22 protein-coding genes, 2 tRNA genes and 1 pseudogene are annotated in these 23,154 nt (G+C 65.7%); 18 read left to right on the forward strand and 7 right to left on the reverse strand.

Annotated features, from left to right (window positions below; genetic code table 11):
* From H926_RS32945 to H926_RS0102895, 4 genes and pseudogenes are all read left to right on the forward strand, one after another.
* Positions 1 to 491 (forward strand): annotated as a pseudogene (locus tag H926_RS32945) (hypothetical protein); the annotation flags it as partial.
* Positions 488 to 1,891 carry a Tol-Pal system beta propeller repeat protein TolB gene (gene tolB / locus H926_RS0102885; protein WP_028657491.1) on the forward strand — a complete coding sequence of 468 codons (1,404 nt, stop codon included), beginning with the start codon at positions 488 to 490 and terminating at the stop codon, positions 1,889 to 1,891. The pseudogene H926_RS32945 and the gene tolB, both read left to right, overlap by 4 nt.
* A gap of 88 nt (positions 1,892 to 1,979) precedes the next feature.
* On the forward strand, positions 1,980 to 2,501 hold the full coding sequence (pal, locus tag H926_RS0102890; RefSeq protein ID WP_028657492.1) for a peptidoglycan-associated lipoprotein Pal: 522 nt from the start codon (positions 1,980 to 1,982) through the stop codon (positions 2,499 to 2,501).
* A 121-nt stretch (positions 2,502 to 2,622) separates the two neighbouring features.
* Positions 2,623 to 3,165, forward strand: coding sequence for a J domain-containing protein (locus H926_RS0102895; protein WP_022674966.1), 543 nt, complete (start codon positions 2,623 to 2,625; stop codon positions 3,163 to 3,165).
* A 73-nt stretch (positions 3,166 to 3,238) separates the two neighbouring features.
* On the opposite strand, the gene H926_RS0102900 is transcribed toward H926_RS0102895, so the two are convergent.
* A complete protein-coding gene (locus tag H926_RS0102900; RefSeq protein WP_022674967.1) occupies positions 3,239 to 4,132 on the reverse strand; it encodes a LysR family transcriptional regulator in 894 nt (297 codons plus the stop codon).
* A 93-nt stretch (positions 4,133 to 4,225) separates the two neighbouring features.
* On the opposite strand from H926_RS0102900, the gene H926_RS0102905 reads away from it, so the two are divergent.
* From H926_RS0102905 to H926_RS25345, 3 genes are all read left to right on the forward strand, one after another.
* A complete protein-coding gene (locus H926_RS0102905; protein ID WP_022674968.1) occupies positions 4,226 to 5,407 on the forward strand; it encodes an acyl-CoA dehydrogenase in 1,182 nt (393 codons plus the stop codon).
* Positions 5,404 to 6,597: a CaiB/BaiF CoA-transferase family protein gene (locus tag H926_RS25340; protein ID WP_022674969.1), complete on the forward strand. Its 1,194-nt coding sequence runs from the start codon at positions 5,404 to 5,406 to the stop codon at positions 6,595 to 6,597. The genes H926_RS0102905 and H926_RS25340 overlap by 4 nt, the downstream gene beginning before the upstream one ends.
* Positions 6,598 to 6,668: 71 nt before the next feature.
* Positions 6,669 to 7,073, forward strand: coding sequence for a hypothetical protein (locus H926_RS25345; protein WP_148291613.1), 405 nt, complete (start codon positions 6,669 to 6,671; stop codon positions 7,071 to 7,073).
* On the opposite strand, the gene H926_RS25350 is transcribed toward H926_RS25345, so the two are convergent.
* Positions 7,065 to 8,039, reverse strand: a complete 975-nt coding sequence (locus H926_RS25350; protein ID WP_022674971.1) for a glutaminase — start codon at positions 8,037 to 8,039, stop codon at positions 7,065 to 7,067. The genes H926_RS25345 and H926_RS25350 overlap by 9 nt on opposite strands.
* A 98-nt stretch (positions 8,040 to 8,137) precedes the next feature.
* On the opposite strand from H926_RS25350, the gene H926_RS25355 reads away from it, so the two are divergent.
* The 11 genes from H926_RS25355 to H926_RS0102975 all read left to right on the forward strand — a co-directional run bounded on the left by H926_RS25355 (position 8,138) and on the right by H926_RS0102975 (position 17,575).
* Positions 8,138 to 8,992: a rhodanese-related sulfurtransferase gene (locus H926_RS25355; RefSeq protein WP_022674972.1), complete on the forward strand. Its 855-nt coding sequence runs from the start codon at positions 8,138 to 8,140 to the stop codon at positions 8,990 to 8,992.
* Between the two features lie 78 nt (positions 8,993 to 9,070).
* A complete protein-coding gene (locus tag H926_RS0102930; protein WP_028657493.1) occupies positions 9,071 to 9,880 on the forward strand; it encodes an IclR family transcriptional regulator in 810 nt (269 codons plus the stop codon).
* A gap of 105 nt (positions 9,881 to 9,985) precedes the next feature.
* Positions 9,986 to 10,990, forward strand: coding sequence for an aldo/keto reductase (locus tag H926_RS0102935; protein ID WP_022674974.1), 1,005 nt, complete (start codon positions 9,986 to 9,988; stop codon positions 10,988 to 10,990).
* Positions 10,987 to 11,811 carry an amidohydrolase gene (locus H926_RS25360; protein ID WP_022674975.1) on the forward strand — a complete coding sequence of 275 codons (825 nt, stop codon included), beginning with the start codon at positions 10,987 to 10,989 and terminating at the stop codon, positions 11,809 to 11,811. The genes H926_RS0102935 and H926_RS25360 overlap by 4 nt, the downstream gene beginning before the upstream one ends.
* On the forward strand, positions 11,792 to 12,118 hold the full coding sequence (locus H926_RS0102945; RefSeq protein ID WP_022674976.1) for a UxaA family hydrolase: 327 nt from the start codon (positions 11,792 to 11,794) through the stop codon (positions 12,116 to 12,118). The genes H926_RS25360 and H926_RS0102945 overlap by 20 nt, the downstream gene beginning before the upstream one ends.
* Positions 12,118 to 13,344, forward strand: a complete 1,227-nt coding sequence (locus H926_RS0102950) for a UxaA family hydrolase (RefSeq protein WP_022674977.1) — start codon at positions 12,118 to 12,120, stop codon at positions 13,342 to 13,344. Before H926_RS0102945 ends, H926_RS0102950 begins: the two co-directional genes overlap by 1 nt.
* Positions 13,341 to 14,084: an SDR family oxidoreductase gene (locus H926_RS0102955; protein ID WP_022674978.1), complete on the forward strand. Its 744-nt coding sequence runs from the start codon at positions 13,341 to 13,343 to the stop codon at positions 14,082 to 14,084. Before H926_RS0102950 ends, H926_RS0102955 begins: the two co-directional genes overlap by 4 nt.
* Before the next feature lie 60 nt (positions 14,085 to 14,144).
* A complete protein-coding gene (gene fucP / locus H926_RS0102960) occupies positions 14,145 to 15,470 on the forward strand; it encodes an L-fucose:H+ symporter permease (RefSeq protein ID WP_022674979.1) in 1,326 nt (441 codons plus the stop codon).
* Between the two features lies 1 nt (position 15,471).
* On the forward strand, positions 15,472 to 15,819 hold the full coding sequence (locus H926_RS0102965) for an L-rhamnose mutarotase (RefSeq protein WP_022674980.1): 348 nt from the start codon (positions 15,472 to 15,474) through the stop codon (positions 15,817 to 15,819).
* Entirely contained in the window at positions 15,816 to 16,661 is an 846-nt protein-coding gene (locus tag H926_RS0102970; RefSeq protein WP_022674981.1) for a fumarylacetoacetate hydrolase family protein, read from the forward strand. The genes H926_RS0102965 and H926_RS0102970 overlap by 4 nt, the downstream gene beginning before the upstream one ends.
* Positions 16,662 to 16,837: 176 nt before the next feature.
* Positions 16,838 to 17,575, forward strand: a complete 738-nt coding sequence (locus tag H926_RS0102975) for a GntR family transcriptional regulator (RefSeq protein ID WP_028657496.1) — start codon at positions 16,838 to 16,840, stop codon at positions 17,573 to 17,575.
* Between the two features lie 88 nt (positions 17,576 to 17,663).
* Here H926_RS0102975 and H926_RS0102980 read toward each other — a convergent pair whose 3' ends face one another.
* The 5 genes from H926_RS0102980 to H926_RS0103000 form a co-directional block, all read right to left on the reverse strand.
* The gene (locus tag H926_RS0102980; protein ID WP_022674983.1) at positions 17,664 to 20,372 is read right to left on the reverse strand and encodes a TonB-dependent receptor; all 2,709 of its coding nucleotides are present in this window, start codon (positions 20,370 to 20,372) and stop codon (positions 17,664 to 17,666) included.
* 460 nt (positions 20,373 to 20,832) lie between these two features.
* Positions 20,833 to 20,909, reverse strand: a tRNA-Pro gene (locus H926_RS0102985).
* A gap of 61 nt (positions 20,910 to 20,970) precedes the next feature.
* Positions 20,971 to 21,780, reverse strand: coding sequence for a GNAT family N-acetyltransferase (locus H926_RS0102990; protein ID WP_022674984.1), 810 nt, complete (start codon positions 21,778 to 21,780; stop codon positions 20,971 to 20,973).
* 152 nt (positions 21,781 to 21,932) lie between these two features.
* Positions 21,933 to 22,008, reverse strand: a tRNA-Ile gene (locus H926_RS0102995).
* Positions 22,009 to 22,084: 76 nt separating this feature from the next.
* Complete coding sequence (locus tag H926_RS0103000) at positions 22,085 to 23,071, reverse strand: polysaccharide deacetylase family protein (RefSeq protein WP_028657498.1); 987 nt, start codon at positions 23,069 to 23,071, stop codon at positions 22,085 to 22,087.
* Positions 23,072 to 23,154: the final 83 nt, after the last annotated feature.

Raw genomic sequence — 23,154 nt, forward strand, 5'->3', positions numbered from 1 at the left:
CAAAGCCGGCGCCGCGCCAGGCCGAGCACGCCCCGGGCCGCGACAAGCCTGCGCCCACCCCGCCGCGCAAGGCGCCCCAGGGTGGCGATCGCATCGGCAAGGATTTCCTCGCCGGGTTGCCGAGCAACAGCAACCCGGGTGCCTCGCGCAATCCCCCCGCGCAGACTGCCGGACCCGACGTGCGCGCGTCGCTGGGCATGGCGCTGTCACGCCAGATCAAGCCGCACTGGCAGGGGCCATCGGGCGTCGAGGTGGACAAGCTGGTCACCGTGGTGGCCTGGAACCTCAATCCCGACGGGTCGTTGGCTGGAAAGCCGGTGATCGTGTCGCAAAGCGGGATTACCGACGCCAATCGCGCCCAGGCCCACCGCCATGCTGAACTGGCGATCCGTGCGGTGGAACTGGCCGCGCCATTCAATTTGCCGCCGCAGTACTACAACAGCTGGAAGCGCGTTTCCGCGTTTCGCTTTGACTGGAAACTGTCACAATGAAGCGTATTTCGTCCGCTCTTCTTGGTGTCTTGCTGGCCGGCCTGGGTGCCGGGCCGGCGCTTGCCCAGCAACAGACTCTGCCGGCCTCAAACGCGCCGCAGGCAGCGCCCACCACCGCCGCGCCCGATGATGGCGGGTTGACCGGCTCGGTCACGGGCGAGGGCGCCTGGCAGGATCTGGGCGTGGCCATTCCGGCGTTCCCCACCGACAATGCCGTGCCCACTGCGGCCGACGGCGGCAATACGGCGGCACTGGGCAAGAACCTGGCGCGGGTGGTTTATAACGACCTGAAAAACAACGGCCTGTTCAAGCCGACCGGCCCCGATGCGCTGCCGGGCGTCGGCTATCAGGAAGTGGCCGCCCCCAATTTCAGCGGCTGGCGTGCGCGCTCTGCCGAAATGCTGGTGCAGGGCTTCGTGCGCGCTGCCGCCGATGGCCGGCTGACCGTGGGCTGCTATCTCTATGACGTGGGGCTGGGCAGCGAACTGGCGCGCCAGGGCTATGTCGTGCAGCCGGGCGATTGGCGCCGCGCCGCGCACAAGTGCGCCGATATGGTCTATTCGCGCCTGTCGGGCGAAAGCCCGTTCTTTGACAGCAAAATCGCCTATATCGCCGAAACCGGCCCCAAGGATCACCGGCGCAAGCAGTTGGCGATCATGGATTCCGATGGCGCCAACCACCGCTTCATCACCAACGGCCAGGCCACCGCGCTGACCCCGCGCTATTCGCCCGATTACCAGCAGATCGCCTATCTGTCGTATCTCAACGGCAACCCGCGCATCTATGTCTATGACATCGGCACGGGCACGCAACATCTCGTGCTGCAAAGCCGCAACCCCACGTTCGCGCCGCGCTGGTCGCCCGATGGCAAGTCTTTGCTGTTCTCCATGGCGATTGGCGGCAACACCGATATCTATCGCATCCCCGCGACCGGGGGTGAGCCGGTGCGGCTGACCAATACGCCGGGCATCAACGTGGGTGGTTCCTACAGCCCCGATGGCAAGCGGATCGTGTTTGAAAGCGATCGTTCGGGCAGCCAGCAGGTCTATGTGATGAACGCCGATGGCACCGACCAGAAGCGCATCAGCTTTTTCGGGGGCCGTGCGGCCACGCCGGAATGGAGCCCGCGTGGCGACCAGATCGCGTTCACCTGCATCTGCGGCAACCTGCGCGTGGCCGTGATGAACCCAAGCGGTGGCGACATGCGCTTCCTGACCAACAGCTGGCAGGATGAAGCGCCCACCTGGTCTCCCAATGGCCGCATCGTGCAGTTCTTCCGCACGGAAAAGAACACCGGCCATACTTCCATCTGGCAGGTCGATCTGACCGGCCTCAACGAACGCAAGCTCAATACCCCGGTCGACGCATCCGACCCGGCTTGGGGTCCTGTCTTGCCGTAACCGGTGGCGCCATCAGGCGGCACCATGTCTTAGCCCCCCGACGTTTTGTGCAGTGCAAAACTTTCTCATCCGCCCTGAGGAGAATATGATGAAACGCACGCTTCTTACCGTAACGCTTTTGGCTGGCAGCATCTCGCTGGCCGCCTGTTCGTCGAACTCGGCGAAGAACCGCACCGCGGCCGAACTGCCGCCGCCGCCGGCTTCGTCGACCACCACCACCCCGCCGCCGCCGCCGAGCGGCCCTGCTGCCGGCAGCCAGGCCGATTTCGTCGCCTCGGTGCAGTCCGACACGATCCACTTTGACACGGACCGCTACAACGTCGATGCGCAAAGCCAGACGATCCTGCAAAGCCAGGCGCAGTGGCTGGCCCGCTATCCCATGAAGCGCATCACCATCGAAGGGCACTGCGACGAGCGCGGCACCCGCGATTACAACATTGCGCTGGGCGAACGCCGCGCCAATGCTGCCAAGAACTATCTGGTCAGCCTGGGTGTCGATGCCAGCCGCATCAGCACCGTCAGCTATGGCAAGGAACGCCCGATCGCCCTCGGCTCCGACGAAGCCGCCTGGGCGCAGAACCGCCGCGCGGTAACTGTCACCGTACAGTAAGGGACAGCTTGCGCCGGGGGGCCGCCGGTGGTTAAGAGCGAATCCGTTTTAGAGGGGGCGCCTTGTGCGGCAATGGCCGTGCATGGCGCCCCATCCGCGTCAGGAGAAAGTGGCAAGGCCGATGGCACGGCAAGGGCGATCAAGCGACTGGGGTTTTCCCCGCTGGCGCGGCTATGGCAGCGCACGCGAGGCCGTGAACGTGCGCCTGTGCGATCGAGCCGGTTGCAACGAGCCCGGCAATTGCCCGGCGCCGAAATCACCCAACAGCCCTGATCGCTGGTATTTCTGCGAAAAGCATGCCGCCGAATACAACGCCGGCTGGGACTATTTCGCGGGGCTAGACAAGGAAGAAGCCGCCGCGCGCGAGCAGGCGGAGCGCCGCACCAACGAAGGCTATAGCGATTCGTCGTGGAAGGCCTGGGCCGGGCCGGGCGATGGCAGCCGCAGCCGCGATGAATTGCGCGCCCTGGAAGCCCTGGGCCTCGATCCCGATGCCGCGTTCGAAGACGTGCGCAAGGCCTGGCGCACCCGCGCCAAGGAAGTGCACCCCGACGTGCGCCCGGGCGACGCGCAAGCCGCCGAGGAATTCCAGAAGCTGCAACTGGCCTACGAAGTCCTGCGCGCCGCCGAAGAGCGCCGCACGTGGAAGGGTTCGGGGATCTAGGTGGCGTTAGATTAGCGGGACCCCGGATCAAGTCCGGGGTGACGACAAGTAATTAGATCGGTGACATTTTTCGTCACCCCGGGCTCGACCCGGGGTCTCGCTTCAGCGCGGCAACGACCTGCGGTGGGACATGCGCGCCCGCCAGGGTGACGAGATCGACCGTGCCGGCATGATCGGCCAGCGGGCGGAACACCAACCCTTCGAGGTTGAGCCGCGCCAGGCTCGCCGGGGCCAGGATCACGCCCTGGCCCGCGGCGGCCAGGCTTGCGGCGGTGATGAAATCGGCGGTGCGACGGATCAGCGGGGCGGGCAGGCGTGCCGCCTTGGCCAGTGCCGTCACGGTTTGCGCCAGGCCCACTTCTTCATGGAATTGCGGGGTGAGAAAGGTTTGTCCGGCCAGGTCGGCCGCGTGCAGCGGGGCAGTGCTGGCGAGCGGGCTTGCTGCGCTCATCGCCACCAACAGCCCTTCGCGATGGCGCGTGAGTTCCTGGCAATCGGCCGGCCAGGCGGGGCGCGGGCGCACAATGGCCAGGTCGATCCGCCCATCGGCCAGGGCCTTGAGCTGATCGGGGGTTTCCATCAGCGTGGGCATCACCTCAATGCCCGGCAGTGCCTGGGCCAGGGTGGTGATCAGCCGCGGCAGGACACCAGCCATGGCCGCAGAAAAGACATAGCCAACGGTGAGTGGCCCGGCCTCTCCCCGCGCCAGGGCCATGCCGATGCGGCCGGTGCGCGCCAAGGTTTCGAGGGCGGCGCGCGCTTGCGGCAGGAACAGCGCCCCGGCGCGGGTGGGGACCACGGCGGTGCGGCTGCCGCGTTCGATCAGCCGGGTGCCTAGCGCGTGCTCCAGCCGTTGCAATCGCTTGCTGGCCACCGACTGGGCAATGCCGAGCGTATCGGCGGCGCGCTGGAAATGGCCGTGATCCGCCACGGCCACGAACACGGCAAAGGCCTCAGGATCGAGCATCAGCTTTCATTCCCAAACGCGATCGAAAACCGCATCAAGGGCTGTTGATGCGATCGACCGGCCCTGTCAACCTTGCGGGCAAGGAGAGTGCGCATGGCCAAGGTTCGTTTCGATTGGGAAGATGCCCTGGGGCTGGACAGCCAGTTGACCACAGATGAGCGGATGGTGCGCGATGCCGCGCGCGCCTTTGCCCAGGACCGGCTGCAACCGCGCGTGATCGATGCCTTTGCCGCCGAAACCACCGATCCAGAGATCTTTGCCGAAATGGGCGCGCAGGGCCTGTTGGGCGTGACGCTGCCCGAACGCTTTGGCGGGGCGGGGGCCTCATATGTCGCCTATGGCCTGGCCGCGCGCGAAGTGGAGCGGGTCGATTCCGGCTATCGTTCGATGATGAGCGTGCAGGCGAGCTTGGTGATCCACCCGATCCATGCCTATGGCTCTGACGCGCAACGGGACAAGTATCTGCCTCGGCTGGCCAGCGGTGTGACCATCGGCTGTTTTGGCCTGACCGAGCCCGATGCCGGATCAGACCCGGCGGGCATGCGCACCCGCGCGCAGAAGGTCGATGGCGGCTATCTGCTGAGCGGCACCAAGACGTGGATTTCAAACGCGCCGATTGCCGACGTCTTTGTGATCTGGGCCAAGAGCGATGCCCACGGCGGCGCCATTCGCGGTTTCGTGCTGGAAAAGGGCATGCCCGGCCTTTCCGCGCCCAAGATCGGCGGCAAGCTGTCGCTGCGCGCCTCGGTCACCGGGCAAGTGGTGATGGACCAGGTCTTGGTGCCCGAAGAGGCGTTGCTGCCGGGGGTGGAGGGGCTGAAAGGCCCGTTCGGCTGCCTCAACCGCGCGCGCTATGGCATTGCCTGGGGGGCGATGGGCGCGGCCGAGTTCTGCTTTGCCGCCGCGCGGCAATATGGGCTGGACCGCCACCAGTTCGGCCGCCCACTGGCCGCCACGCAGCTCTATCAGAAAAAGCTGGCCGACATGCTCACCGAAATCACCCTGGGTGTTCAAGCAGTGCTGCGGCTGGGCCGCATGCTGGATGAAGACGGCGCTGCGCCCGAGGTGATCTCGATCCTCAAGCGTAACAACGTGGGCAAGGCGCTCGATATCGCCCGCATGGCGCGCGACATGCACGGGGGCAACGGTATTTCCGGGGAATACCAGGTGATCCGCCACATGGTGAACCTGGAAACGGTCAATACCTATGAAGGTACGCACGATGTGCATGCGCTGATCCTGGGCCGGGCGATTACCGGGATCGCGGCGTTTTGACCGGCGCGGCCGCTGCGGCGCCGCCGCTCGCCGGCCTGCGCGTGATCGAATTCGCGCGCGTGCTGGCCGGGCCCTGGGCGGGGCAGATCCTGGCAGACCTGGGCGCAGAGGTGATCAAGGTGGAAAGCGCAGGCGGTGATGATACCCGCGCCTGGGGGCCGCCGTTCATCGCCAATCCCGATGGCAGCAAGGATGCGGCCTATTTCCACGCCACCAACCGCGGCAAGCGTTCGCTGGTGCTGGACCTTGCCACCGCGGCGGGGCAGGCGCAGGCCCGCGCGCTGGTGGCCGATGCCGATGTGGTGATCGAGAATTTCAAGCTGGGCGGCATGGCGCGGTTCGGGCTGGATTATGCCAGCCTGGCCGCGCACAATCCGGGGCTGGTCTATTGCGCGATCACCGGGTTTGGCCAGGACGGGCCCTATGCCGCGCGCGCCGGCTATGATTTCATCGTCCAGGGCATGAGCGGGATCATGGACCTGACCGGCACGCCCGATGGCCCGCCGCAAAAGATCGGCGTGGCCTTTGCCGATATCATGACCGGCCTTTATGCCGTGATCGCCATCCAGGCCGCGCTGGCAGAGCGCGCGCGATCCGGGCGCGGGCAGATGATCGACATGGCGCTGATGGACGTGATGACCGGGGTTCTGGCCAACCAGGCGATGAATTATCTGGCCTCGGGCGTGGCGCCGGTGCGCATGGGCAATGCCCATCCCAACATCGTGCCCTATGCGGTCTTTCCGGCCGCCGATGGCTGGCTGATCCTGGCGGTGGGCAACGATGGGCAGTTTACCCGCCTCTGCGCGGTGCTGGGCCTGGCCATGCAGCTGGGCTGGGCCAGCAACCCTGGCCGGCTGGCCGATCGGCCTGCGCTCACCGCCGCGATCGAGGCGGCGACAGTCACGTGGGCGCGCGATGATCTGCTGGCCGCCCTGGAGCGCGAAGGCGTGCCGGCCGGGCCGATCAACACCGTGGCGCAGGCCTTTGCCGATCCGCAGGTGCGCCATCGCGGGCTGGAACTGGCCATGCCGCGGGGCGAGGGCGATGTGGTGCCCGGCGTTGCCCTGCCGATCCGCTTTTCCCGCTCTGCATTGGCCACCCCGCGCCCGTCACCGCAGTTGGGCGAGATGAATCGCAACCTTCTGCCGGGCGGTGCCCCCGTGCGGCAAAGCGTCGGGCCAAGTGATTGACAGCTGGTGCTATTACCGCCGAGTCTGCGGCGCACAGGGATAGCGCGGGGGCGCAAGAGCATGGGGTTGCGATGACGCGATATGGAATGGGTGCGGCGCTGGCTTTGGCGCTGCTGGCATGCCCGGCACTGGCACAGGCCAAGGGGCTGGGGGTTGAGGCCACCGGAGGCAAGGCCGATGGGCAATGGGGCGCCGAACTGGGCGCGAGCTACAGCATGGGCTTTGGCCCGTTTACCGTGCGGCCGGTGGTGGGGGCATTCATTCCCACGCAAGACGGCGCCAGCACCTCGATCTATGCCAAGGGTGAGGCAACCTTCACCATTCCGGCCGTGGCCGAACTGGGGCTGGGCGCGCGCCTGGCGCATGAAAAGGTGCGGGCCTATGCCCTGGCGGCCTTTCCCATCCTGCCCAAGTTCAAGCTGACCCTGCAGGGCGGCGAGCACTATGGCGCGGCGGGCCTGCGCTTTTCATTCTGAAGCGCTGCCCTGGCTCTGGCTTTGATCCTGGCCAAGGCCGGGTTCGAAGACCGACCAGCCGGTGTGCTGCACCAGCCGCTCCAGCGCCAGGGTGCCGGCCAGCGAATTGCCGCGCGCGTTGAGCCCGGGCGACCAGACGGCAATGCTGGCCACCCCCGGCGCGATCGCCAGGATGCCGCCGCCCACGCCCGATTTTCCGGGCAGACCGGTGCGGAATGCGAATTCGCCCGATCCGTCATAGTGCCCGCAGGTAAGCATCAGGGCGTTAATGCGCCGCGCGCGCTGGGGTGACACCACGCTGCGCCCGGTATCGGGATTGCGGCCCCGCGCCATGAGATAGCGCCCGGCCATGGCCAGTTGGCGGCAGTTCATCGCCAGGGCGCACTGGTGGAAATAGAGGCCCAGCACCTTTTCCACCGGGTGGTGGATATTGCCGAACGCGCGCATGTAATTCGCCAGGGCCATGTTGCGATAGCCGGTTTCCTGCTCGCCGCGCGCTACCTCTTCATCCACCACGATGCTGTCATCGCCGGCGAGCGCGCGCACGAAGCGCAGCATCTCGCCGATTGCCTCACGCGGTTCATAGCGGCCGAGCAGGATATCGCTGACGACAATGGCCCCGGCATTGATGAACGGGTTGCGCGGGATGCCGTGCTCGCTTTCGAGCTGGACGATCGAGTTGAACGCGCTGCCCGAAGGCTCGCGCCCCACCCGTTGCCACAGCGCATCGCCCACCGCGCCCAGCGCCATGGTCAGGGCGAAGACCTTGGAAATACTCTGGATCGAAAAGGCTTCCTGCGCGTCGCCGGCCATGTGGCAGGGGCCATCGGCCATGACCACGGCGATGCCGAAGCGATCGGCCGGAACCGTCGCCAGCGCCGGGATATAGTCGGCCACCGTGCCCTTTTCGGGGTGGTTGCGCATTTCGGCGGCAATCTCGTGCACGATGGCGCCCAGGTCGGGCATGGCAATCTCCCTTTGGCTGCCTCCCTTTCACACCAGGCGGGGCCAGGGCAAGTGCGGGATAGCCAGCGCCCTGCTTAAGGGTTTATGGGGGCCGCGCCATGGACCCGATCACTGTTGCCGCGCTCTATCAGTTTGCCCCCTTTGCCGATCCGGCCGCCCTGCGCGCGCCGCTGCTGCAACTGTGCGATGAGCAGGGCGTGAAAGGCACGCTGCTGCTGGCGGGCGAGGGGATCAACGGCACGATCGCCAGCAGCGCGGCGGGGATCGCCGCCGTGGTGGCGCATGTGCGCAGCCTGCCTCATTGTGCCGGGCTCGACGTGAAGTATTCCACCGCCGCGACGATGCCGTTTGCCCGGATGAAAGTGCGCCTCAAGCGCGAGATCGTGACCATGGGTGTCGATGGGATTGATCCGCTGGCCAGCGTTGGCACCTATATCGATCCGCACGACTGGAACGCGCTGATCAGCGATCCCGACACCATCGTGATCGACACGCGCAACGATTACGAAGTGGCAGTGGGCACCTTTGCCGGGGCGATCGATCCGCAAACGCGCAGTTTTCGCGAGTTTCCGGCCTGGTTTCGCCGTCAGCGCGACGCCTTGCTGGGTGAAGGGCGCCAGCCGCGCGTGGCGATGTTCTGCACCGGCGGCATCCGCTGCGAGAAATCCACTGCCTTTCTCAAGAGCGAGGGAGTGGATGCGGTCTATCACCTGAAGGGCGGTATCCTCAATTACCTGGAAAAGGTGCCCGAGACAGAAAGCCTGTGGCAGGGCGAATGCTTCGTGTTCGACGAGCGCGTGGCGATCGGCCATGGCCTCAAGCCGGGCAGTCATGTGCTGTGCGGGCCGTGCGGGCGGCCGGTCGATGCGGCGGGGCAGCAATCGCCGCTTTATCGGCCGGGCGTGTCGTGCCCGGCCTGCCATGACCAGAACGGGGGCAACGCCGGAGCCTGACGGCTGCGCCCCTTGCCGAGCCGTGCCGCCAGGCGATAGCATCGCATGATACCGCAACAGGGCTGAGGATCTTTCCAGTTGAACGACATTCCGGGCATGCCGCAGGGCGACGATGAAGGCCGTGGCACCGGCAACCGCTATCGCGCGCCGGCGCTGGAAAAGGGGCTCGACGTGATCGAGCTGCTGGTCAATTCCGGCCGGGCGATGACCATGACCGAAATCTGCCAGCGCCTGGGCCGCTCGCAGGGGGAAATGTTCCGCATGGTGCAGGTGTTGCAGGCACGCGGCTTTGTCGAACAGGACGGCGCCAACGACGGCTATTACCTGACCGACCTGTTGTTCACCATGGCGATGCGCCAGCCGCCCACGCAGAACCTGGTGGAAGTGGCGCTGCCGCGCATGCGCCAGCTGGCGATGGACATCGGCCAGTCATGCCACCTGGTGTTCCACACCCGGGGTGAGATCGTGGTGGTGGCGCGCATGGAATCGAACGAGCAGATCGGCTTTTCGGTGCGCATCGGCCACCGCCTGGCGCTGCACCGGTCGGTATCGGGCGTGGTGCTGTTCGGCCACCAGCCGGCCGATATCCAGCAGGCCTGGCTGGCACAGCTTTCCCCCGCGACCGACCGCGGCGAGATTGCCGCCTTCGTCAAGGCCGCCAAGGCTGCGGCCGCCCAAGGGCACGCGCAGGCGCAAAGCACGTTCGTGAACGGCATCAGCGACATTTCCGCCCCGATCATGCGGGGTGATCGCGCGGCGGCGGCGCTGACTGTGCCGTTCATCCACCATGGCAACCTGCAAAAGACCATGGACGAGGCGACTGGCCACCTGGTGGAAACCGCGCGACAGATATCCGAGCTGCTGTCCACGGCCGACAGCCGGGTGTGAACGCAAGGCGGGCGGTGAATATCGTCCTTGCAAATATGAAAGCTATTTTTGTATGTGAGAGGAACGAGCTGGCCACCATGGCGCGGCGGTGGGAGTTTGGGCGGGATGCTGGGATTTGGCGGCGCAGCGCTGGGCAATCTTTATCGCGCCATCCCCGATGACAAGGCGCAGGCGACGCTGGCTACGGCATGGGACGGCGGCATCCGCCTGTTCGACACCGCGCCATATTATGGCCTGGGCCTTTCCGAACAGCGGCTGGGCGCGTTTCTGCGCGGCAAACCACGCGCCGACTATGTGATTTCCACCAAGGTCGGCCGCCTGCTGGAATACGATGCCTCGCTGGAAGGCGCGGCCGAACGCCATGGCTTTGCCGACCCGCTGCCCTATCGCGTGCGCTTCGATTACTCCTATGACGGGGTGATGCGCGCCTTTGAAAGCAGCCTTGATCGGCTGGGGCTGGAGCGCATCGACATCCTGCTGGTGCACGACATTGGCGAAGTGACTCACGGCAATGACGCAGCCCGCCATTTTCGCGATCTGGCCGAGGGCGGCTATCGCGCGCTGGCGCAGCTGCGCGAGGCAGGCGTGGTGGGCGCAATCGGGCTGGGCGTGAACGAGTGGGACGTGTGCCTGGCGGCCATGGCGATCGGGCGCTGGGACCGTTTCCTGCTGGCCGGCCGCTATACCCTGCTGGAGCAGGAGGCGCTGCATACCTTCCTGCCGCAATGCCTGGATCATGGCGCCAAAGTGCTGCTGGGTGGGGTGTTCAACAGCGGCATCCTGGCTAGCGGCACGCGTGGCCCTGGCCCGTTCTATTACAACTATGCCCCCGCGCCGGCCGCCGTGGTGGACCGCGTGGCGCGGATCGAGGCGGTCTGTGAGGCTCACGGGGTGAGCCTGGCGGCTGCCGCGCTGGCCTTTCCCCAGGCGCATCCGGCGGTGGCCGCCGTGCTGCCGGGCCTGGCCAGCGCCGCCGAGGTGCACAGCGCCCTTGCCCTGGCGGCAACGCCGATCCCGCCGGCGCTGTGGGCCGACCTGGTGGCGCAAGGGCTGCTCGATCCCGCAGCACCAGTGCCAGTTGCCGAACGTGGGCAGGGCGCCCTGGCATGATCCTGGATGGCCACCAGCATTTCTGGGCACTGGCCAATGCGTTTACCGATTGGCCCACGGCCGATCTCGCGCCGATTCATCGCGATCTTCTGCCGAGCGATTTTCCTGCAGACGCAGCGGTTTGGGGCACCATACTTGTGCAAGCCGCGCCCGATCGCGCCGAAACCGCGTGGCTGCTGCGCCTGGCGCAGGATCATCCGCTGGTGCGCGGCGTGGTCGGCTGGGCCGATCTCTCCGCGCCCGATGCGCCCGTCCAGATTGCCGCTTTGGCGCAGGAACCGCTGCTCAAGGGCTTGCGCCCGATGTTGCAGGGGCTCGACGATCCGCGCTGGATCTTGCGCGCCGAGGTGGCCGATGGCCTCGATGCCATGGCCCGGCATGGGCTGTGCCTCGATGCGCTAGTGCGGGCGCCGCAACTGCCGGTGATCGCCGAACTGGCCGCGCGCCATCCTACCTTGCGCATCGCGCTCGATCATGCGGGCAAGCCGGATATTGCTGGGAACGGCCACGCCACGTGGGCGCGCGATCTGGCCGCGCTGTCTGGCCATGGCAATGTCTGGTGCAAGCTGTCTGGCCTGTGGACCGAAGCCGGCGGCCAGACCGACGATGCCGCTATCGCCCCCTATGTCGATCAGGTCATGGCCTGCTTTGGCCCGGATCGCGTGATCTGGGGCAGCGATTGGCCGGTGCTGCATCTGGCCGGGGACTATCACGACTGGCTGGCGCAGTGCCGCCGGCTGCTTTCGGGTTTCAATGAAACGGAACAGGCGCAGGTTTTCCTGCACAACGGGGTTGGGTTTTATGGTCTCGCCACAAGTTGAGCCGGCGCAGGAAGCGTTCCTGCTGCTGGACCCGGCAGACAATGTGCTGGTGTGTATTCGCGATGCCGCGCTGGGCGAGATCGTGACGATCGATGGCATGGGGGTGCCGCTGCCCCAGGCCGTGCCGCTGGGCCACAAGATTGCCCGCCATGACCTGGCGGTGGGCGACAAGGTGCTGCGCTATGGCGCGCCGATCGGCAGCATCAAGGCAGCGACCCCGCGCGGCGGCCACGTTCATTCCCACAACCTGGCGAGCGATTACATTCCCGCCCATGGCCGCGATGCCAGCACGAAAGGCAGCAAGTGATGCAGCATCACCCCATCCAGGGTTTCCTGCGTGCCGATGGGCGCAAGGGCGTGCGCAATGTCGTGCTGGTCGCCTATCTGGTGGAATGCGCGCACCATGTGGCGCGGCGCATCGTCAGCGCGATCGACGATCCCGATGTGCAACTGGCCGGCTTTCCCGGCTGCTATCCCAACAGCTATGCCGCGCAGATGATGGCGGCGATTGCCACCCATCCCAACGTGGGCGGCGTGCTGGTGATTTCGCTAGGCTGCGAAGGCTTTGACCGCCAGACCCTGGCTGCGCAGGTCGCGGCCAGCGGCCGGCCGGTGGAAACCCTGGTGATCCAGCAGGCCGGCGGCACCCGCGCCACGATCGATGCCGGCCGGGAAGCGGTCGCCCGCCTGCGCGCCGCGGCCACGCAGGCCCCGCGCGTGCCGATGGCCGTGTCGGAACTGGTGGTCGGCACGATCTGCGGCGGGTCTGACGGCACCAGCGGCATCACTGCCAACCCGGCGGTAGGCCGCTGTTTCGATATGCTGGTGGCCGAGGGTGCCACTTGCATCTTTGAGGAAACCGGCGAGCTGATCGGGTGCGAGCAGGTCATGGCCGCGCGCGCGGTGACGCCGGAACTGGGTGACGAGATCGAGGCCTGCGTGGCCAAGGCCGCCCGCTATTATGCCACGCTGGGCTTTGGCAGCTTTGCCCCCGGCAACGCCGATGGCGGGCTGACCACCCAGGAGGAAAAGTCGCTCGGCGCCTATTCCAAGTCGGGCGCCTCGCCGATTTCCGGGTTGATCCGCCCGGGCGAGCGGACCGGCGGGCCGGGGCTTTACCTGATGGACGTGGTGCCCGATGGCGAGGTGCGCTTTGGCTTTCCCAACATTTCCGACAACGCCGAAATCGTCGAGATGATCGCCTCTGGCTGCCACCTGATCCTGTTCACCACCGGGCGCGGTTCGGTAGTGGGATCGGCGGTTTCCCCGGTGATCAAGGTTTGCGCCAATCCCGAAACCTATGCCCGCCTGGCCGAAGACATGGACGTGGATGCCGGGCGCATCCTGCATGGCAAGGCCACGCTGGACGAGGTGGGCACCGAGATCTTCGATCAGGTGGTGGCCGTCGCTGCCGGGGCTCAGACCCGATCAGAAGCGCTGGGCCACCAGGAATTCATTCTCACCTATAAGCAATTCGAGCCGAGCGGTCCGGGATGCCTGCCGCTGGCCCACCGTGCAGGAGCCCTGACATGACGCATCACCCGTTCGACCTTACCGGCAAGCGCGCGATCGTGACTGGCGCGGGCCAGGGGATCGGCCGCGCCAGTGCCGAAGCCTTTCGCGATGCCGGGGCCGATGTGCTGGCACTCGATCGCAATCCTGCCGCGCTCGAAGGCCTGCCCGGCTGCCGCACTGCCGTGCTCGACGTGACCGATGCCGCCGCCATCACCGCGCTCGCCGCGCAAGAGGATGGCTTTGACATCGTGTTCAACTGCGCCGGCGTGGTGCACGGCGGCACGATCCTGGACTGCAGCGACGAGGATTGGGCCTTTGCCTTTGATCTCAACGTCACGGCGATGTTCCGCCTGATCCGCGCGCTGCTGCCTGGCATGATCGCGCGGGGCGGCGGGTCGATCATCAACATGGCCTCTGTCGCCGGATCGGTGATCGGCGTGCCCAATCGCTTCGCCTATGGCGCCAGCAAGGCGGCGGTGGTCGGGCTGACCAAGGCGGTGGCGGCCGATTTCGTGCAGCAGGGCATCCGCTGCAACGCGATTTGCCCCGGCACCGTGCACTCTCCCTCGCTGGAACAGCGCCTGGCCGCCACCGGCGATTTCGACGCCGCCATGGCCGCGTTCAAGGCCCGCCAGCCGATGGGCCGCATTGGCGATCCGGCTGAAATCGCCGCGCTGGCGCTCTACCTCGCCAGCGATGCCGCCGCCTTTACCACCGGCCAGTGCCACATCATCGACGGCGGGTGGGCCAACAGCTGATCGCCCGCAGCGACGCTGCCGCCCCCTGCAAACCAGAACATAATCCAACGAGAGGTTACCATGGCCCCGATCACCATCGGCTTGAGCGACCAGGAACACAGCGGCTCCGCCGGCCGCGTGCCCGATGATCCCCAGCGCGCCTTGCCCCTGGTGGCACGCGGCGCGCGGGTGGCCTTTGCCGTGGTCTGCTCGATGTTTTTCCTCTGGGCCCTGGCCAACAATTTCAACGATATCCTGATCAAGCAGTTTCAAAAGGCGCTCGATCTCACGCGGATGCAGTCGGGCCTGGTGCAGACCGCGTTCTATTTCGGCTATTTCACCTTTGCCCTGCCGGCGGGGTGGGTGATGAACCGCGTGGGCTATCGCAACGGGCTCTTGATCGGGCTGGTGCTCTATGCCGTGGGTGCCCTGCTGTTCTGGCCGGCCGCGCATGTCCAGGCGTTCGGCTTTTTCCTGGGCGCGCTCTACATCATTGCAGCGGGCCTCGCTTTCCTGGAAACGGCGGCCAATCCGCTGATCACGGCGATGGGGCCGGCCAGCACGGCGGCACGGCGGCTCAACCTGGCGCAAAGCTTCAACGGGCTGGGTGCGTTTGTGGCGCCGTTTGTGGGCGGGGCGCTGATCTTTTCCGGGGTGGAGCGTACGCCGGCGCAGCTGGCGGCGATGGCCCCGGCGCAAGTGGCGGCCTATCGCACGCAGGAAGCCTTGGCGGTGCAACTGCCCTACCTCGGCCTTGGCCTGCTGGTGCTGTTCCTGGCGCTGGTCGTGCGGCTGACGCGGTTTCCCGCTGTGGACGAGCCGGCGCAGGGGGAGGGCGGCAGCCTTGCCGCCGCGCCCTTGCTGCGCAGGGCGGTGATCGCGCAGTTCTTCTATGTCGGCGCGCAGGTTTCGATCTGGAGCTATTTCATCAACTTTGCCCAGGATGCCACGCGCATCGGCGAAATGCAGGCGGCGCATCTGCTGGGCTATAGCCTGATGGCGTTCATGGCCGGGCGCTTTGCCGGCACCGCGCTGATGAAGCGGGTGCCGCCGGTGCGGCTGCTCACGCTGTTTGCCTTGATCGCGGCCGGGCTCTGTGCCGTTGCCATCATGGCGAGCGGGTGGACGGCGGTGATCGCGCTGGGGCTGTCGAGCTTCTTCATGTCGATCATGTTCCCCACGATCTTTGCCCTGGGCGTCTCTGGCCTGGGCAGCAAGACCAAGCTCGGTTCCTCGCTGCTGATCATGGCGATCATTGGCGGGGCGGTGTTCCCGCCGCTGGTCGGGCTGATTGGCGATCATCTCCATTCGCTCAAGACCGGCATGGTCGTGCCGCTGGCCAGCTTCCTGGTGGTGGCATGGTTTGGCACGCAGGCGGCCCGCGCCATTGCACCGGAGCGAGGCTGACATGCGTGAGGTTTTCCTGCTCGACCTGGCAGACGCAGGTGTGGCCGCCGCCTATGATGCCTGGCACCAGCCGGGCCGCGTGCCGGCGGGCGTGCTTGCCGACATTGTCGGATCGGGCGTGCGCGTGATGGAAATCTATCGCGTGGCCGATCGCCTGGTGATGATCACCGAAACCTCCGGTGATGCCCCCGCCACAGATCGCGTAGCCAGCGCTGACTCACATGCGTGGGAGCGCACCATGGACCCGTTGCAAAAGCCGCTGGACGCCGCCCCGCCAGGGGTGAAATGGTTGGCGGCCCATCGCATTTTCAATCTGGCCGATCATCTAGACACAAAGGACCAAGCATGAAGTTGCTGCGTTTTGGAAACCCGGGGGCAGAACGCCCCGGCCTGCTCGATGCCCAGGGAGTGGTGCGTGACCTGTCCGGCGTGGTCGCCGACATTGCCGGCGATACGCTCTCGCCCGCCGTGCTCGACCAGCTGCGCGCGATCGATCCCGCCACGCTGCCGGCGGTGGAGCAGCCTGGCCGCCTGGGGCCGTGCGTGGCCGGTGTGGGCAAGTTCGTGTGCATCGGCCTCAACTATTCCGACCATGCCGCCGAAACCGGCGCTACCGTGCCGCCCGAGCCGGTCGCGTTCATGAAGGCGACCAGCGCGATCTGCGGGCCGAACGATCCGGTGATCAAGCCGCGCGGCAGCACCAAGCTCGATTGGGAAGTGGAACTGGCGTTCGTGGTGGGCAGCCATGTCAGCTATGCCGACGAAGACACTGCGCGCGCCGCGATCGCCGGCTATTTCGTGTGCCACGACGTGTCGGAGCGGGCATTTCAGATCGAGCGCCACGGCCAGTGGATGAAAGGCAAGGGCTGCGACAGCTTTGGCCCGATCGGCCCCTGGCTGGTGACCGCTGATGAAGTGGGCGATCCTGGCGAACTGGCGATGTGGCTCGAAGTCAACGGCAAGCGCTACCAGGACGGATCGACCCGCACCATGGTGTACAAGCCGGCCTTCCTGCTCAGCTACATGTCGCAGTTCATGAGCTTCCAGCCCGGCGATATCATCACCACCGGCACGCCCGCCGGCGTGGGCCTGGGCCTCAACCCGCAGGTGTTCCTCGACGTGGGCGATGTGGTGGAACTGGGCATCGAAAAGCTTGGCACCCAGCGCCAGGTGGTCGTCGCCGCGCCCTGAACCGGGCTGGCGCTTCAATTATGCGCAGCATGCAAGCCGCGCCGGGCCTTTGCGCCTGGCGCGGCTTTTGCGTGGCGGTACGGCCCAATATGTAACCTATGATGCCAGTTGTCTCGAAAGGGTCGGTACTCTAGTCTGGCCGAATAATACGAGCGCGTGGTTTCGAGGCGAACATGATGTCCTTCGTGCAGAGAGTTGGTCGATTGCGCGAAGACCTGCGCGCGCCACTCTATTTGCAGCTTCAGCAATTGGTGCGCCAGGCGATCGAGACCAAGGTCTTGACCCAGGATGACATGATCCCGGCCGAACGGGATCTGGCTCTCGAATATGGCGTGTCGCGCATTACCGTGCGCAAGGCGATCGATGGCCTGGCGCAGGAAGGCTTGGTGGTGCGTCGGCGTGGTTCGGGCACCTATGTGGCTGCGCGCGTGGAAAAGAGCTTTTCCAAGCTCTCGTCGTTTTCCGAAGACATGCTGGCGCGGGGCCGCAAGCCGAGCAGCGAATGGCTGTCGCGCTCGGCTGGGCTGGTCACGCCCGAGGAATCGCTTTCATTGGGACTGTCGCCGGGGCGGCAGGTCTATCGCTTCCAACGCCTGCGCTTTGCCGATGACGTGCCGATGGCGTTCGAAACCTCGACCATTGCCGCCGATTGCCTGGCGGGGATCGATGCCGTCAAGGATTCGCTCTATGCCGCGCTGGAAGCCGAGGGCAACCGCCCGGTGCGCGCGCTGCAACGGCTGCGCGCCATGCCGTTCCCCGGGGAGCAGGCGCGGCGCCTGGGGGTGGAAACCGGCCACGCTGGCCTGCTGATCGAGCGGCGCGGGTTCCTGGGCGATGGACGCGCGGTGGAATATACCCAGTCCTATTACCGGGGCGATGCCTATGACGTGGTCGCGGAATTGAACGCCGGCTGATCGGCGCCCAGCACATCTTGCAGAAAAAAGGCCCGCTTCCCTTTCAGGAAGCGGGCCATACCACGCAAGGGTTGTGGCTTTCAGGGTCTTAGAAGCGCCCGGTCACGCTGGCGGAGAACACGCGGCCGTTCTTGTAGACCGACGTGGGCGCCTTGGGATCGGAGCTGTACTGGTAATAGGTTTCGTCCAGCAGGTTGGAGGCGGTCGCCGTCACCTGCACGTGATCGTTGATGGTATACGAGATCTGCGCATCGAGCTGGCGATAGGCGTCGGTATAGTCCTGCGACTGCTGGCGACCGAAGCGGTAGAAGTACTTCGAGCGACGGTTGTAGCTGACCCGCGCCTGGAACGGCCCGTTTTCATAGTAGGGCGAGATCTGGATCGTGTTGCGCGACAGGAACGGCAGGCCGGTGGACGCCTGCGTGTCTGCATCGGCAAACGTGTAGGCGGCCTGGATGCCGAAGCCCCAGATCAGGTTGGTATTGCCCGAGAGCGAGAAACCGGTGACGGTTGCCTTGCCGCCGTTGACCGGGCGCGAGATCGCATAGGTGCGGGTCTGGCCGGTGATCGGGTTGGTCAGCGTGGTGTCGAGGGTTTCGTTGCCAACGTAGTTGCTGATATCGCGGTAGAACACTTCGCTCGAGAGGAAGCTGGATGGGGCGAAGTACCACTCGGCCGAAAGACCGAAGTTGGTCGCGAGGTAGGGCTTGAGGTCGGGGTTGCCGCCGCCGCCGCTCAGCGTGCTGTCATCGAGCGAGAGATAGCCGGCAAGGTCGGAGTAGCGCGGACGCGCCATCACCTTGGCCACTGCGCCGCGCAGCACCACGCTCTGCCCGGCATTGTAGATCACGTTGAGGGCAGGCAGGAAGCGGTTGTCGGTCTTGTTGTACTGCACCAGGTTCACGGTCGAGCCGCTCTGGGCGTAGAAGTTGGATTCCACGCTGGTGCTGACGAAACGGCCACCGATGTTGCCGCGCAGCTTGCCGCTTTCGAAGTTGGCCTGGATATAGGCTGCCTTGATGCGCTCGTTGACCAGCCAGTAATCGCCCTTGGACAGGCCGCGATCGTCGGTGAAGTTGCCATACTTCTTCAGCGTGGCGATGATCCCGTCCTTGTCCATGCCGACATAGGGCGCCCCGTTGCCCGAGGTGCCCAGGCCATTGTAAAGGCCCGAGTTCAGCACGTTGTAGTCAAGATCGGCCAGCGTGTAGTTCTGGTTGGTGAAGATCGCGTTGCTGTAGGTGGTATTGCTGTTCTGGTGCGAGCTGTAGCGGCCACCGAACAGCAGCTTGTTGAACGGGCCGACGTTGATGTCGCGCACGAAGTTGGCTTCGCCGTACCATTCCTTGTCGACCGTGAAGCCTGACTGGGTGGGAATGCCGCCGATCTGCCGGCCGAAGAACTTGCGGCCATCGGTGGCCGTGACGTTTTCGCCGCCCAGCGCAGTGTAGTTGCTCAGCCACTTGGTGGGATCGGTCGCCGGGCGGTCCCAGTTGACGATCGTGTTGCGGCCATTGGCGCCCGAGGTGAAGCCCTGCTGGGTGCGGAAATCGAGCAGGTATTCGGGATCCTTGCCGCCCGAGGCGCGGGTGTAGCCGACATTGCCGGTGATCGCCCAGCCTTCGGGCTTCCAGTCATAGGCCAGCGAGTAGGTATCGTTCTTGATGCGCGTGCGGCGATAGAGCGTGTCGAGCTGGCCGGTGGCGCCGGTCTGGCCAGCCGGAATGCCCGAGAACGTCGCTTCGGTGACCAGGCCGTTGCCATACTTGGCCGAGATCAGGCGCGAGCCTTCATACCCGTAGGTATACATCGAGTTCGACACGTTGTCGTAGTTGCCGCGAATGACCAGGCCCGTGGCGGTCAGCACGAGGTTGTCGGCCGGCTTGAGCTGGATCGCGCCGTTGAAGCCCAAGCGTTCGCGATCCTGCTTGAAGAACTCGCGCGCCAGGAACGAGGCAAAGCGGGCGTCGGAGAAATCGGCGCGTTCGGTGGCCGACAGGGCCGAGATCGGCTTGCCGTTGACCGTGGCGGTGGCGGGCGCGTTATCGAGCAGGGCCTGACCGGTACGATACCAGTACACGGCCACGCCTGCGCGGCTGAGCTGCTCCTTGTCATAGTTCACCGCTGCCAGGATGCCGATGGTTTCGTCGGCGTTCTTCCAGCTGTAAAGGCCGCCGCCGCGGAAGCTGCCGCGCTTGGCGCGGTCGTTGTATTCATAGCCGCCGTTGAAGCGGATGGTGTTGGCAGCCAGATCGAGTGGCTTGCGCGTGACGACATCGACGGTGGCACCGATGGCGCCTTCCTGCAGGCGGGCTTCGGGAGTCTTGTAGACCACGGCCTGGCTGATGATCGCCGGCGAAAGCAGCGAGTAGTTGAAGCTGCGGCTCGAACGGTCGGACGGGTTGCCGCCCCAGTCGGCCGAGGCGACCGAATGGCCGTCGATGGTCAGGCGGTTGAGCGCGGGCTCCACGCCGGCGATGGACAGCTGCTCGCCTTCGCCAAACTGACGGTCGACCGTGATGCCCGGCAGGCGCGACAGCGATTCCGCCACGTTGCTATCCGGGAACTTGCCCACGTCTTCGGCGCTGATCACGTCGACGATCGAGTTGGCGTTGCGCTTGATCTCGATGGCGTTGCGCAAGCTGGCGCGGATGCCGGTGACAACGATGCCCGAACCATCGCCCGAACTGCTGGAAGCGGTTTCGCCCGGTCCTTCCGCAGCGGTCTGCGCCTGCGCCGCAATCGGCATCGCGACCATCGCGGTTGTGGCGATCAAAAGGAAGCGCCGCACGTTCATTCCCATTCCCCCAGTTTTTCAGCGCACCGCGCTGATCCCTCGCCGAAGCCCGGTTCGGCCACGTAACTTTTCCCGTCTGGGGATGAGACCCATTTTGTTACCAAACCCCCATTTGGTTATGCATATGTTATATGTCACACTTCGAGAATCCAGAAAAAAATTGGAAATGTCTTCAATATGTTTCATATTCTCTCTATGAGAATGAAATTTATATATAAAAATTGGTGCCCAAAATGATGGACGGCGCTGTCATTCCGGCGGGTGAAACGCGCAAACGCCGATGGCACCGCGAATCAGCGCGGGGCGGCGCTGGCGGTGTGAATAAGAACCAGTTGTTGATTGGTACTGTTTTGCGCGGCGTGGCGTGGCGCGATGGCGCCGGTGCGCCTCACGCAAGAATGCCCGCCGCTACCGCCCCTGGCGTAGGGCGGTATGGCTTGGCGATATCAGATGATGGAAATGGTCGGGGAGACAGGATTCGAACCTGCGACCCTCTGCTCCCAAAGCAGATGCGCTACCAGGCTGCGCTACTCCCCGACACGAGCATGCCCTTAGGTTTGCAGGGCGTTGCGTGCAAGCGCGAAGTTGCAGCCGGGGATTATGCTGCCACGCTGAAACGGGTGGCGTAGCGCTGGCTGATCTGTTCCACCGGCAGGACGACGCAGACATCGACGGTGTTGAACGCGTGATCGATGAACGCGCCATCGCCAAAGCGCGCGCCGCAACGCAGATAGCCCTTGATCAGCGGGGGCAGCGCCAGCATCGCGCGGCGCTCGTCATAGCTGCCGCGCGGCAGGCGTTCGAGCGGCACGGCGCAGCGGGCATTGGCCCGCACCTGCGGGCGCTGTTCTGCCGGGGCAAGGCAGGTGTGCGCCAGCAACGAGAGCGCGGCGGCATGGGCATCGGGATCGATGCCGGAAAACGAGGCGCAGCCGAACATCAAGCCGATGTCATGGGCGGCGATATAGTCGGCAATGCCGCGCCACAGCAGCGATATGGTCGCGCTGGTGCGGAAGTCGGGCAGCACGCAGGACCGGCCCAGTTCCAGCAGTTCGCCGCCGACACGGCCTTCACCAGCGATCAACGGCCCAAGATCGAATTCGCCGGCGCTGTAAAACCCGTCCGCCGCCCGCGCCACGCTTTCGCGCAGCAGGCGATAGGTGCCCACGACCTGGCCATCGGGCACAGTGGTGCCGGGCTGGTCTTCATCGATCACCAGCAGGTGATCGCACAACGCATCGTAGGGATCGGCGTCGAGCTGGCTGAGCAAGCCGTGCGCTTGGGCGCCCATCTCATCGAAAAAGACCTGCCAGCGCAGCTTCTGCACTGCCACGAGATCGGCGCCGTCGCGCGCCAACCGCACGGCCAGACGCCGCTGCCGCTTGTCCATTCCGATCACTTCGCCCATCGAACGCGCCCTCCGTTCGGAACGCGATAGCGCACGGGCATGACGCCGGTTTTGCAGAATGATGATGATCGTGGGTCACTTGTGGCACGCGTGTCGCGCGCCTGTCGTAATTACAGCGCCGCAATTTGGGCGCCGTCATGCTCGCGGGGTGGTGGTAGGCCCGGCAGGATTTGAACCCGCGACCTAGCCGTTATGAGCGGCCAGCTCTAACCACTGAGCTACGGGCCCCCGTTGCGCTCCATGCCGTTAAAGCGCTGCCGCGCACTTGGCAAGAAAGCGTATGCGGCGCAGCGCGATGGCGGTTTCAGATCAGGGCGGCCTGCATGATGTCAGACACACTGGCAGGCTTGATGCCGCAGCAGGCCAGATGGGTGAACACCACGCGCCACCAGTCATAGAGCTGGTCGAGCTGGCGGGCATCGCGCACATAAGGTGTGTGTCCGGGGCGCAGCGACGGGCTGTGGAAGGAAAACACCAGGATCGGCAGGCCATCGGCCAGCGTCAGGTCGATGCAGCGGATGGCCTCGGCCGCGGTGACGCCTTCGGGTGTGAAGGGCACGCGGTTCATCAAGCCTGCGCGGGCCATCGCCCCGCGCAGGCGCGGCACGCGCCACAGGCGGGGAAACAGCCATGGCCCCTGGCGCCGCAACACCCCGGAAAACACCGTGGTCAGCGGCAATTCCATCAGCCCGCCTTGGCGATCGACCCACCAGGGATGCAGCGGCAGCGCGGTGAAATCGGGGCCGCCCTGGCTGGAATAATCGAAATGGCTGCGCACCGAGGTATCGATCGCAATGCCCGATTCCGCCAGGATCCGCGCCGTGGCCGCCCCCACGCCATAGCGCCCGGCGCGATAGATGCGGGGCGCTTGGCCAAACGCGGCCGAGATCGTGTCGCGCAACTTGACCAGCTTGGCGCGTTCCAGCGCCGGTGGCAGATTGCCGGCAAAGCTGTTGAACACGTTCAGCTGTTCCTGGTGCGGCGGATTGACCCAGGGATGCAGCTGCACGCCGATTTCGGCGCGGCCATGGCGAACGGCATCGCCCAGCGCCATGCCCACGGCCGGATCGCTGGCGATGGGATAGTCGATCAGATAGATCGGGGCGACACCGAACCCCTCGCAAAACTGCTGGAACTTGGCGAGGCGCGGCACATGGCTCAGGCCGTGGCCGGTTCGCTCGAACGGCTTGGCCCAGTCGAATTCCTCTTCGGTGTCGACGGTAACGACGAAACGCTGCCCGAATTCGGGGGCAAAGTGCACGCGGGCATCGGGCGGGGGCGGGCGGGTGATCCGCGCCGGTGCGCCCTGGCGCTCGCCTTCGCCCCCAAGCCGCGATGGCACCGTGGTCAGCCCGCCTGCGCCGGGGTGGCGCT

This window comes from Novosphingobium sp. B-7, from assembly GCF_000410615.1.
GTDB classification, from domain to species: Bacteria; Pseudomonadota; Alphaproteobacteria; order Sphingomonadales; family Sphingomonadaceae; genus Novosphingobium; species Novosphingobium capsulatum.

Excerpts from the sequence above, each read along its gene's own strand:
- H926_RS0102990 (WP_022674984.1), bottom strand. The coding sequence starts at position 21,780 with ATGGGCGAAGTGATCGGAATGGACAAGCGGCAGCGGCGTCTGGCCGTG.
- H926_RS0102980 (WP_022674983.1), bottom strand. The coding sequence starts at position 20,372 with ATGAACGTGCGGCGCTTCCTTTTGATCGCCACAACCGCGATGGTCGCG.
- H926_RS0102950 (WP_022674977.1), top strand. The coding sequence starts at position 12,118 with ATGCAGCATCACCCCATCCAGGGTTTCCTGCGTGCCGATGGGCGCAAG.
- H926_RS0102975 (WP_028657496.1), top strand. The coding sequence starts at position 16,838 with ATGTCCTTCGTGCAGAGAGTTGGTCGATTGCGCGAAGACCTGCGCGCG.
- H926_RS25345 (WP_148291613.1), top strand. The coding sequence starts at position 6,669 with ATGACGCGATATGGAATGGGTGCGGCGCTGGCTTTGGCGCTGCTGGCA.
- fucP (WP_022674979.1), top strand. The coding sequence starts at position 14,145 with ATGGCCCCGATCACCATCGGCTTGAGCGACCAGGAACACAGCGGCTCC.
- H926_RS25355 (WP_022674972.1), top strand. The coding sequence starts at position 8,138 with ATGGACCCGATCACTGTTGCCGCGCTCTATCAGTTTGCCCCCTTTGCC.
- tolB (WP_028657491.1), top strand. The coding sequence starts at position 488 with ATGAAGCGTATTTCGTCCGCTCTTCTTGGTGTCTTGCTGGCCGGCCTG.
- H926_RS25360 (WP_022674975.1), top strand. The coding sequence starts at position 10,987 with ATGATCCTGGATGGCCACCAGCATTTCTGGGCACTGGCCAATGCGTTT.
- pal (WP_028657492.1), top strand. The coding sequence starts at position 1,980 with ATGAAACGCACGCTTCTTACCGTAACGCTTTTGGCTGGCAGCATCTCG.
- H926_RS0102955 (WP_022674978.1), top strand. The coding sequence starts at position 13,341 with ATGACGCATCACCCGTTCGACCTTACCGGCAAGCGCGCGATCGTGACT.
- H926_RS0102970 (WP_022674981.1), top strand. The coding sequence starts at position 15,816 with ATGAAGTTGCTGCGTTTTGGAAACCCGGGGGCAGAACGCCCCGGCCTG.
- H926_RS0102945 (WP_022674976.1), top strand. The coding sequence starts at position 11,792 with ATGGTCTCGCCACAAGTTGAGCCGGCGCAGGAAGCGTTCCTGCTGCTG.
- H926_RS0102895 (WP_022674966.1), top strand. The coding sequence starts at position 2,623 with ATGGCACGGCAAGGGCGATCAAGCGACTGGGGTTTTCCCCGCTGGCGC.
- H926_RS0102900 (WP_022674967.1), bottom strand. The coding sequence starts at position 4,132 with ATGCTCGATCCTGAGGCCTTTGCCGTGTTCGTGGCCGTGGCGGATCAC.
- H926_RS25350 (WP_022674971.1), bottom strand. The coding sequence starts at position 8,039 with ATGCCCGACCTGGGCGCCATCGTGCACGAGATTGCCGCCGAAATGCGC.
- H926_RS0102905 (WP_022674968.1), top strand. The coding sequence starts at position 4,226 with ATGGCCAAGGTTCGTTTCGATTGGGAAGATGCCCTGGGGCTGGACAGC.
- H926_RS0102965 (WP_022674980.1), top strand. The coding sequence starts at position 15,472 with ATGCGTGAGGTTTTCCTGCTCGACCTGGCAGACGCAGGTGTGGCCGCC.
- H926_RS0102935 (WP_022674974.1), top strand. The coding sequence starts at position 9,986 with ATGCTGGGATTTGGCGGCGCAGCGCTGGGCAATCTTTATCGCGCCATC.